This window comes from Streptomyces sp. NTH33 (assembly GCF_003236365.1).
In the GTDB taxonomy this organism is placed as follows: domain Bacteria; phylum Actinomycetota; class Actinomycetes; order Streptomycetales; family Streptomycetaceae; genus Streptomyces.
Window position 1 is genome coordinate 1 of record NZ_POTZ01000271.1, and the last position, 9,823, is coordinate 9,823.

General features: G+C 72.8%; 5 protein-coding genes. All 5 read left to right on the forward strand.

Features of this window, described 5'->3' with window-relative positions; all coding sequences use genetic code 11:
• Positions 1–288 precede the first annotated feature (288 nt).
• The 5 genes from C1I97_RS23610 to C1I97_RS23630 all read left to right on the forward strand — a co-directional run bounded on the left by C1I97_RS23610 (position 289) and on the right by C1I97_RS23630 (position 9,778).
• Positions 289–1,050: a DUF6338 family protein gene (locus C1I97_RS23610; protein WP_111005195.1), complete on the forward strand. Its 762-nt coding sequence runs from the start codon at positions 289–291 to the stop codon at positions 1,048–1,050.
• Positions 1,051–1,340: 290 nt separating this feature from the next.
• Complete coding sequence (locus C1I97_RS23615) at positions 1,341–2,099, forward strand: hypothetical protein (RefSeq protein ID WP_146608271.1); 759 nt, start codon at positions 1,341–1,343, stop codon at positions 2,097–2,099.
• Positions 2,089–5,061, forward strand: coding sequence for a CHAT domain-containing protein (locus C1I97_RS23620; RefSeq protein WP_146608272.1), 2,973 nt, complete (start codon positions 2,089–2,091; stop codon positions 5,059–5,061). Before C1I97_RS23615 ends, C1I97_RS23620 begins: the two co-directional genes overlap by 11 nt.
• A gap of 2 nt (positions 5,062–5,063) precedes the next feature.
• Positions 5,064–9,302: a tetratricopeptide repeat protein gene (locus C1I97_RS23625; RefSeq protein ID WP_111005198.1), complete on the forward strand. Its 4,239-nt coding sequence runs from the start codon at positions 5,064–5,066 to the stop codon at positions 9,300–9,302.
• 239 nt (positions 9,303–9,541) lie between these two features.
• A complete protein-coding gene (locus tag C1I97_RS23630; RefSeq protein ID WP_111005199.1) occupies positions 9,542–9,778 on the forward strand; it encodes a hypothetical protein in 237 nt (78 codons plus the stop codon).
• Positions 9,779–9,823 lie beyond the last annotated feature (45 nt).

The window sequence follows — 9,823 nt, forward strand, 5'->3', positions numbered from 1 at the left end:
CGGGGGCTTGGTGTTCTGCGGGGCCAGGGCCTGCCCCAGGGGAAGACCGAGTTCGTCGTCCTCGTCCGGATGGGGTGCGGCGGTGCCGTCCGTCAGTACGTTGTCGTCACCCGCGCTCTCTCCGGTCTCCCGCTTCCCCCCGCTCGTTCCGTCACCTCGGTTGCTCGGCATACCGTCCCTCCCATGTGGTGAAATACTGCAAAAATCAGCCAACTGGACTGTAACATCGGGCCGGTTGGCGGACTCGGAACCTGATGGGGCGAGTCCGCTCAGGGGGAAGGAACCTTGATGCCGACAAACGTGGCCAGCCTGGTCCTGCTCGTCGCCCTGGCCTTACCCGGCTACGTGTACTACCGGGCGGTCGACCGTCATGTACCGGAGCGCGTCCACACCGCGTTCCAGGAACTGATGTCCATCCTGTTCGTGAGTGTGACCATCGACGTCGGTGTCCTCACGCTTCTGATGTGCGGAAGCTCGCTCGGCCTCTGGTACGGGCCGGACTTCCCAGCCCTCCTCGACAAGCCGACGCGGTATGTCACCCGCAACTTCCCGGACATGGCGCTGTGGTCCCTGACAGCGCTCCTGATCGCCGTCGCCTTCGCCTACGTGCTGGGCTGCCGCTGGTGGGCGCGCCGCCTCCCCGGCAGCTGGACGTCCCGCTGGCAGGAGCGGTCACGGCGCCTGGAACCGCAGAAGTCCGCTTGGTGGCTGATCTTCCGGGAGCACCCCGACGCGGCCGTCCATCTGGGGTGTGTGCTGGAGGACGGGAGCTACCTTGCCGGGCAGCTGCACAGTTTCAGCCGGTCACCGGTCGAAAACGGCGACCGGGAACTGACGCTGAGCGGCGACATCTCCTACCGCGCGCCGGGAGACTCCACGGCCGCGGTGCTGCCGCACGTGAACGCCGTGGTCATCAGCGCCCGCCAACTGGTCTTCGTGACCGTCAGCTACCTGCCGGCGGAGAGCGACCCGGATCCCGGCGCTGGGCAGCCCGGTGACGCGTCGCTGCCCGCCGGCGCCGCGGGCGCCGCCGCAGGAGGGGATGAATGAGCGCCGTGCTCGGTGAACGTTGGGGCGGCCGGCGTGCGAGCGGAGCCACCGCGGAGACACTCGCACGGGCTCAGGCCCTCGCTGCCCGCCAGTGCGGGAGGGAGGTCGGAGCGGACCATGTGCTGGGCGCGCTGTTGAACACGGCGGAGGACCCGGCGACACACGCGGGTGCCATCTTGAGGAGGCGGGGGCACGACCCGGCGGGGCTGAACCGCGGCCGCCCCGATCTCCGGGAGCCGAACCGGGACGCCGCGACGGAGCGGCCGACACTTCCCTGGCCCGGAGCTGCCGTGGCCGACGTGCTGCGTGATCTCGGCACGTGGACCTCGGTCACAGGGGACGAACAGGTGAGCACGCTGCACCTGCTGGCGGCACTGGCGGGTTCCGCCACCCCCGAAGGGGCGTTCCTGCGGCAGAACCGCCTGACCTCCGACGCCGTACTGACCATCGGAGCGCGATGCCGGGCGGAGGTGGGCGGAGACGACGCCGCCTTCGCCCGTGACCATGCGGGGGACGCGGACGCGGTGTTCTCGGTGCCCGACGCTCCCACGCCGGACGATCTCACGACACGTACCGGCGGGCGGCGATCGGCCACGGCGGCCCGGATAATGGGCCATCACCTGCCTCGGGGAAACAGGCTGAACACCCGTCTGGGAGTCGCCAGGATGAGGTGGTGGGCCGTCTCCCACACCTTGAACTACCTGGTCACACTGAGTGCTGTTCTGCTGTTCGTCGATCAGGCCCTGGGTGCGGGCCCGTGGTGGCTCGGGTTCTGCGCCGTTCTGGTCTCCATCCAGTTGTCCGCCGTCCCCTGGAGCGTATGGCTCACGGTGAAGGTCGTCTCCCTGTGGCTGGCGCCTCCGCCGCTGAGCTGGGTCGTCCTTGGCTCAATCGTTTTCGAACTGGCTGAGTTCCGAGACAAGTTGTGGATGAAGCGCGTGGATCGCGCCGAGCCCGGCCTCCCCTCGGGTTACTTCTGGCGAGCGTACTGGCGAGAAATGTTCGCCATGGGCATGGACAGGATGGGAGCCGACCGTCATGAGAACTGACCCGGCATCTGCTTCGGAGTTCCTCGACGACGAGGCCGCGAGGCAATGGCTCGCCGAACGGGGTGGGCAGCGTGACCGGGAATCCTCCGAGGCATGGGCTCCCGTCGACGTGCTCATCGCGGCACAGCGCCTCACACTCGTGGACGGACTGCCTGGTCTCGGGCAGGTGCTGCGCCGTCCCCGGGCGTTGTGGCAGGCTCGCACAGGGCGTCGTCGCCTCGGCGGCTGGCATGCCGACAACGCGCGGCTTCTCTTCCGGATGCTCGCCGTTCGTCCGCTGGCCACGAGACTGTCCGTGGCGACGCTGACCGGTGTCGCCGCAGGGTTCCTCGGCCTCGGCATCCCGCAGACACTGCTCACCCTGGCCGCGGTGCTGCTGGCCCGATGGCACACGCCGGCCTCCGCCTGGCTGACCGTCGCCGCCGCGGCAGTCGCCTGGGACACCTGGTGGTTCCCCCCGCTGGCGACGATGACGTCCTGGTACGCCCTCGCGGTGATGGATCTGCTGTGGCATGTGACGGGCAAAGCGTGGTGGGCGCAGGGACCGGCCATGGCCTTCCTGCCGTTCGGGGACCGCCTCGTCCTCAGGGCGCGACGCCGATGGGCCCTGTTCACGACCGCCGTCGACCTGGCGACCAGCGGACAGGCGGACGCGGCCGAACCCTTCCTGGTCCGCTGCGAGGAAGTCCCGCGCCACTGTCGGCCGGTCCTGGACATGGCGCGGGCCATGCAGGCCCTGCACCGGGGCAACCTGTCCGAGGCGCTGCTCCGGGCCGGTGCCGCGGCCGAGGCCGCACGGAGTTCTCCCGCGAGTGTCCGCGGCTGGTGCCAGGCCCAGCTGTCCCAACTCCTCCTGGCCAGCGGCCGTCCGGACGAGGCAGCGGCCGTCCGGGACGAAGCCCTGCTCCTGCTCCGGGGGCGCCGGTGCCGCCGTTACGCACGCGAGCTGCGCGTCCAACGCCTGGCCGCCGACCTTCCCTTCGAGCCCCTGGGGCTCTCCCTGCGCAGGATCCACCGTCTCCGGCGGGTCGCCCTGCGCACCGGAGACTCGAACCTGCTGAGACGGACCGAGATCTGGATCGTCCAGTTGATGTTGATGCCGAGCATCGGCAACCGGGACGGGGCGGCCTGGATCCTGCCGTGCGTCGTCGGCGGAGACGACGCCCGTACTCCCTGGCACATCACACCGGACCAGGCGGCCGACGAGCGGCTCCTGTGCGCGTCGGTCCTCGTCGAAGCCGAGGACACCCGCGAGGCGGCACGCCGGAACGCCCAGGCCGCCCTGGCCATCGTGGACGCCGGACGCAGGCCGCTCGCGGCCGTCGCCGCACGGCTGCTGCTGGCCAGGGCCGACGAACTCGACGGCCGGACCGAGGCCGGACTGGCCCAGGCCGCGCACGCGCTCGCGGCCGTTCACGACGCCCGCTACCTGATCCCTTCCGCACGGGGACGCAAGCAGTGGGAACGAGCACAGCTCAACGCGTACTCAACGGTCCTGCGCCTGGCAGAGCGGTCGGGTGACGGCATCCTGGTCGCCGAGGTCGTCGAGACCGTACGAGGCGAGGTGCTGCCCGACCGGATGGACCGGGCGGAGGTCGAGGCGCATCTGGCGCTCGACGCCATGGCGGCCTCCGTCGCCGCGGCGGGGGTGGTCCCGGACAGCCCGGCGCAGGACGAGGCACCGCACGCGCCCTTCGGTCTCGACCCGGTGCGTCGGCCGCCGCCGGTCCGGGTGGCGGGCCGGCGGCGGCTGCCCGCCGGCGCCGGGCAGTCCGGCGTGCTCGATCTCGACCTGGAACTGTGCGCCCTGGCCGGCCGATGCTGGTACTGGAGCGCGGTGACCGTACTCGACCGGTACTACTGGGTGGTGCGTGACCCCGACGGCCAGTGGTCGCACGGCAGCACCGGCATCGCCGAGGACAGCACCGCCGCACTGGCCGACGAGGCGCTGCGGGCGGCACTGCCGATGCCGCTTCCGGGCGAGGACGCGACCGCCACCAGCACGCGCGTCAACGGGGGCCCGCTGTCCCGCGGAGCCGGTCCGGACGGCGTGAAGGAACGGGCACTGCTCGGCTCGGTCGCGGAGGCGTTCCTGCCGGAGCCGCTGGCATCCGGTCTCCGCGCCACGCCCCCTGGCGACGTACCGTCCCTGGTCGTGTCCCTGCCGGCAGCCCTGGCCCACCTTCCCGTGCCCGCCCTTCCGCTGGAACCCGGCACCGACAGACGGATCGTGGAGGCGGCCCGGGTGCTCCATGTCCCGGCCTGGTCCGTGATCAGCCGGCGCCGTGCCCACCACCGCGCCGAGCCCGCGACGACGTACGACCTCCGGCTTGCGGTCATCGCTCCGGACGGGGACCAGGAGGCCGCCGCGCGGCTGAAGAGCCCGCCCCTCGCCCGCCGGTCCCTGGAAGGCTCCGTGACCAAGGAGCGGTTGTCGAAGGTCCTGCACCTGCTCGACGACGACCGGCGCTGGCTGCTGTACCTCGCGGGTCATGTCACCACCGCCAGGAACCCGACGCACAGCGGTCTGCGCCTCGCGCCGGACGGTGACGGCCACGGCCACCTCTCGATCGCCGAGATGCAGGGCGCGGCCGAGAACGGCGTCCACGAGGACCTGTTCCCCGTGCCCGAGCGGGTGCTCGCTGTCGGCTGCGGCAGCCTCGGCCTCGACCTCGGCGCGGAAAGCGACACGGCCCGCACCCCCACCAGCGAGTGGCTCGGCTTCGGGTCGGCGCTGATGCTCGCGGGCTCGGACCACGTGGTGTGCACGCTGTACCCGGTGTACCCGGTCAGGCAGCTCAATGACATCGCGCACCGTCTGGCCGAGAAGCTCGTCGTCGGCGACAGCCCGGCCGACGCACTGCGCGAAATCCAGTTGGCGGAGCTCGACCGGTGGCGCGGCACCGGTTCGGGCCGCCCCTTTCTCTGGCAGGCGTTCGTGTACGCAGGACTGGGGATCTGACGATGGTGAGACCCTTCACGCCGCAGCGACCGTCCGGGCCCGTCATTGCGCTCACGCCCCGGTTCCGCTGCTCGCACGGCGCGGGCGGTGCGGTCCGTGAGGCCGACCGGGCCCTCGTCACCGGACGGTTCGCGCGAGCGCTCGACGCCTACCTGCGCATCCTGGCCGACCACCCCCGGAACGGCGGATTCTGCGACCGGGTGCTGCGCGCCCGCACGGCGGAGGCGGCACTCGCCGCGCGCTGCCCCGGGATCGCCCACGACCTCGCGGCGGCCGCCGTCCGGCACAGCGGCGGGGCTCCCGTGGGAGCCGAAGCCGTCCTGACCGCCCGAGCGCTCGCCCTGCGGGCTCGTGCCCATCTCGCCTCGGGCAGAACGGAGGCGGCGGCGGCCACCCTCCGCCGCGCCCAGAGCACTGCCCACCGTGACCCGGCAGTGGACAAGCTGGTGCGGATGTCCGCAGCGGAGATCCACCTGGCGCGGGAGACACCCGGAGAGGACCTGGACAGCGCCCTCGACCCGCTGCTGTCCATGCTGTCCCGGCACCGCCTCAACCCGTCGAAGCCGGGGGTGTCGCCACCCCTCCTCATCGGCCTCGGGCGGTCGCTCCTCAGGCTGGACCGCATCGAACTGGCCTGCGAGATCTTCGCCCTGGCCGCCCAGCACACGGGCGTGACCGGTTGGATCGGGCGCCACGGCATCTTTGCCCTCGGTGAACACCACCCCGAATCCCACCGCAGGTGGCGGTACGCGGTGGCGCAGTGGACGGAGGCGCTCTGCGAGGAGGCGCACTGCCGGGCCGCGCTGGGGAGCGAGTGCTTCGACAGCGAATCCTGGCTCCTCTACGGCCTGGCCGCGACCTCCGCGGCGAACTGCGGCGACGCGGAGACGGCGGCACGGCTGGCCGCCTGCGGCGAATACCTGCACCAGCGGGCCGGCACGGGGCGCGGCGAGTGGGTCGTCCCCCGCGAACCCGAGGCGAATTTCCCCTTCCTCTTCGCGGACCGGGCCGCGCAGCGACGCTGGGCCGCCCTGCACGACGGCGTGGGGGCGATCCGCATCGCCTCCACCGGCGTGCCGTCCGCATCGGAGCAGGGGGATCCGCAGCAGCTCGAACTCGCCTGGTGGGCCGGCCGGTCCGATCCCAGGCGTCTCCGGGACGCGGCCCGCACCGCCGACGACGTCTTCTCCCGTCTGAACGCGTCGGCCCCCGAGACCTTCGGGGCGCTGTACGGCACGGTCGGCCGCACGATCGGCGAGTTGCAGGCGCTGATCGGCGGCGAACCGATCCTCGGGGCCGCACAGCAGGGCGTCACCGCTGCGGACCCCGCCGCCCGGCCGACGAGTGCCGGGGCGCGGCCCGCGGGCTACCGGCGGGACCTCTCGATGCCGCGGCTGCCGGTGGCGGTCGGTCCGTACAAGGACCCGGTGGCGGCGATTCCCCGGGCGGAACGCCCGCAGCCGGGCGCCTTCCTTCCACCCCTGTGGCTCGACGAGGCGGTCCGGGAGACGGGAGAGCGGTGCTGGACGGTGCTCACCGCGGCCGCCGAGGCCCACCGGCTCGGGCACAGCCACGTCGGCAGCGAGCACCTGCTCCTCGCCGTGTCCGGGGACGGCGAGTGCGCGGCTCTCCTGAGGCCTCTCGGTATCGGCCCCGAAGCCGTGCGGCGTTGCGTCACGGGTCTGATCGGGCCGGATCCGCGGCGGCGTGCCGCCGTGTCGCTCACCGTGAGGGCCCGCGCCCTGCTGGCTCTGGCCGGAGCCCATGCCCGTCACCGGGACACCGGCAGGGTCCGCCCCGTGTACGTCCTCGGCGCGCTCGTCCTGGACGGCCGCGGCGTCGGCGCGCACATCCTCACCACGCTGGGAGCGGACCGCGACGAACTCCTGGCCCGTGTCCGTGGTCATACCGCCCCGGACGCTCCGGCAGGTCTGCCGAGGCCGGCGATCGAAGGGCTGCCGCCGCTCGGGCGCTACACCGCGGCGGCACGGCGCGCAGTCGACCGAGCGGGGCGCTGGGCCGCCGCCTCGACCAGCGGACTCCTCGACCCGGTGCTGCTGCTCCGCGCCCTCGCGGCCGAGGGCTGGGCGCAGACGGAGCACCTGCCACCGGAGCTCGACGGCCTCGTACGCTCGGCAGCGGACGCGGCGGGGACCGGCACCGCCTCCCCACCCGGCTCCGTCCCCTCACCGGGCTCCGCCCCGAGTCGGGTCACACTGACCCCTGCCGCCCGCCGCATCCTCGTCACGGCCTCCGCCGAGTCCGCGCGGCGCTGCCATCCGGGCGTGGACGTCGACCAGTTGATGCGGACGGCCCTCCGGGACCGCACCCCGCCCGACGCGTTCGCCCCTGGGGAGGACGAGGCCGCACCGGCACTGGACGACGACGCAATGGCGGTCCTCGACGCGGCGCACGCCTCGGCCGCCGCGGCCGCCGTCCCGTACATCGGACCGGAACACCTCGCGACCGCCGTCGACGGCAACGAGGACGGGGCACCCCTCGCCGCCGGTCTCGACCGCCCGCGCAGCCCCGGTGAGCTTCGCCCCGCCGTTCCGCTCCCGCTCACCCCGCGCGCGGCCGAGGCCCTGGCCACCGCCGTGGCCCATGCGCGGTCCGACCGGCACGCCGCCGTCACGAAAGCCGACCTGGTGCGGGGACTTGCGCGCATCGCTCCGGCGTCGGAAACCCGGCCGCCCGGCACCGGCGCGCAGCCGCCCGGGACGGCAGAGGACACGAACGGGCAGCAGTTCCACACGCACCTGGTCCGACTGCTGGAACGGGCCTTGAACGACATCGACCGGCAGACGACCCGGCTGCTGGAGCGAGGGCACTCCGTGGACGGCGACGAGGACGAGCACAACCGGCGCCTCCGCGAGGTTCAGGACGTCCGGGGCGAACGGCTCGAGGTCCTCCGTCTGCTGTGCCGTCACGCCCCTGACCAGTACGAGACCCAGCTGATCGAGGGTCTCATCACCACAGCCCGGGGGCGCCAGGACGCCCTCGCCTCCTCCGCGCTCGAGGAGGCCGCCCGCCGGGCCCGCCGAGTCGTCCACCCGAGCCGGGAACAGGCGCTGGGAACGGCACGGACACTGACCGAGATCGCTGTCGTGCACCAGGAGTCGGACAGGGGCCGTACAGCCCTGTCCCTGTACGACGAGGCGCTCGCCCGCTTGGCCGCGGCACAGGATGAGCCGGGCGGAACGGGGGAGGGGGCCGACCTGCGCGACCGGGCACTCGTGCAACGTGCGCAGTGCCTGGCGGCCGACGGCCCCGAGGCCGAGACCGCGGCCCTCCTGCTCGCCTGCGACCATCATTGCCGCCGTCTGGAGACCGCCCCTTCCTCACCGCACCACGCTCAGGCGATGGCCACGGTCGAGCGCATGGCGCAACGCCTCAGCGACATCGGTCGCCACGACAAGGCGCTCGTGGTGACGAGCCGCGCGCTCGATGCCGGGGTCACCCCCTCTCCGGAGCTCGCCGGCGTCCACGCCGAGCGCTCACATGCCCTGTGGATGCTGAACCGGGGCGATCTCGGCCGCGGCGACCTCGACAGCGCCGTCCGCCTGGCACCCGAACACCCCTTGTACGTGACCAGGCGGGGGTCTCACCTGATGTGGACGGGGCACCTCGACGCGGCGATCGCCGACTTCGACCGAGCCCTGGCCCTCGCCCCCGGGTTCTCGCTGCCCCGGCGCCGCAGGGGTGAGGCGCATCTTCGCGCCGGCCGCCACGCCGACGCCCTGTCCGACCTCGACGCCGTCCTGCCGCACGATCCGGTCCCCACGGCCGCACTCGTCCCCCGAGGCCAGGCCCTGCGCGCACTCGGCGATGTCAAGGCGGCCCTGCGCGACCTCACCTCAGCCAACGCCACCGACCCCAACTGTTCCTGGACCCGCTACCAGTACGCCCTCGCCCTCGCCGCCACGGGCTCCGTCGACCGGTCTCGTCGGCAACTGGGCGCGGCCATTCGCCAGGAGAGCATGAGCTACCGCGTGCCCGACCCCTGGCGTTTCACCTCTGCCGCGAACCTGGCCGTCTACCACGCGGCGCTCGGCGCCGGACCCCAGGCACACCGATGGCTGCGGACAGCACTCAACTACAGACACCACCCGTGGATGGTCGCCGACTTCCGCAGCGACCTCGAGGAGTTGTCCCGCACGATCCCGGAACTGACCGCGCTGTGCGAAGAACTGGCCGACGTGCAGAACGCGGCGAACGGCCATGCCGTCGCCGAACGGTGAACCGGAGGTCGGATGCTCCGGAGTGGCCAGGGCGGCCTTCAAGGGCCCGTCGAGATCCGCCGGAACAGCCGGCCGCAGCCGCTGTCGCTCCGCGCGTGGTCACAGAAGTACGGCGTCCACTGCCTCAAGGTCGCTCGGCGCTTTCGCCGCATCGTCTGCGTGCACCCGCATTCGGGCAGTCCCGGGACGCGGACCGCTCCGGGGTGCGGACCGGGGCGGTGCGCAGGAGGCTGGAGGACATGGACAACCCCGCGAAGCATCCGCACATCGTGGTGCACGCGCCGGCCCTGGACGGTTCACGGCGGGTGACCGAGGACGACGTGACGCTCGGGCTCGCGTCCCACCTGGACGACGTCGTCGAGATCCTCCGGCTGGCCGACCTGGACCGCATCGAGGTGGAGGAGAGCGACCTCGTCGAATGGCAGGGCGGCGGTCCGGAGGACTGGCCGGGCCTGTCGGAACACGAGGACGGCTGAGACGGCGTTCGGCCGCCGGATCCGGGGAGCGATGCGGGCGGGTGC

What these genes read in the sequence shown, in the direction of transcription:
- C1I97_RS23610 (WP_111005195.1), top strand. Translation starts at nt 289, where the DNA reads ATGCCGACAAACGTGGCCAGCCTGGTCCTGCTCGTCGCCCTGGCCTTA.
- C1I97_RS23620 (WP_146608272.1), top strand. Translation starts at nt 2,089, where the DNA reads ATGAGAACTGACCCGGCATCTGCTTCGGAGTTCCTCGACGACGAGGCC.
- C1I97_RS23630 (WP_111005199.1), top strand. Translation starts at nt 9,542, where the DNA reads ATGGACAACCCCGCGAAGCATCCGCACATCGTGGTGCACGCGCCGGCC.
- C1I97_RS23625 (WP_111005198.1), top strand. Translation starts at nt 5,064, where the DNA reads ATGGTGAGACCCTTCACGCCGCAGCGACCGTCCGGGCCCGTCATTGCG.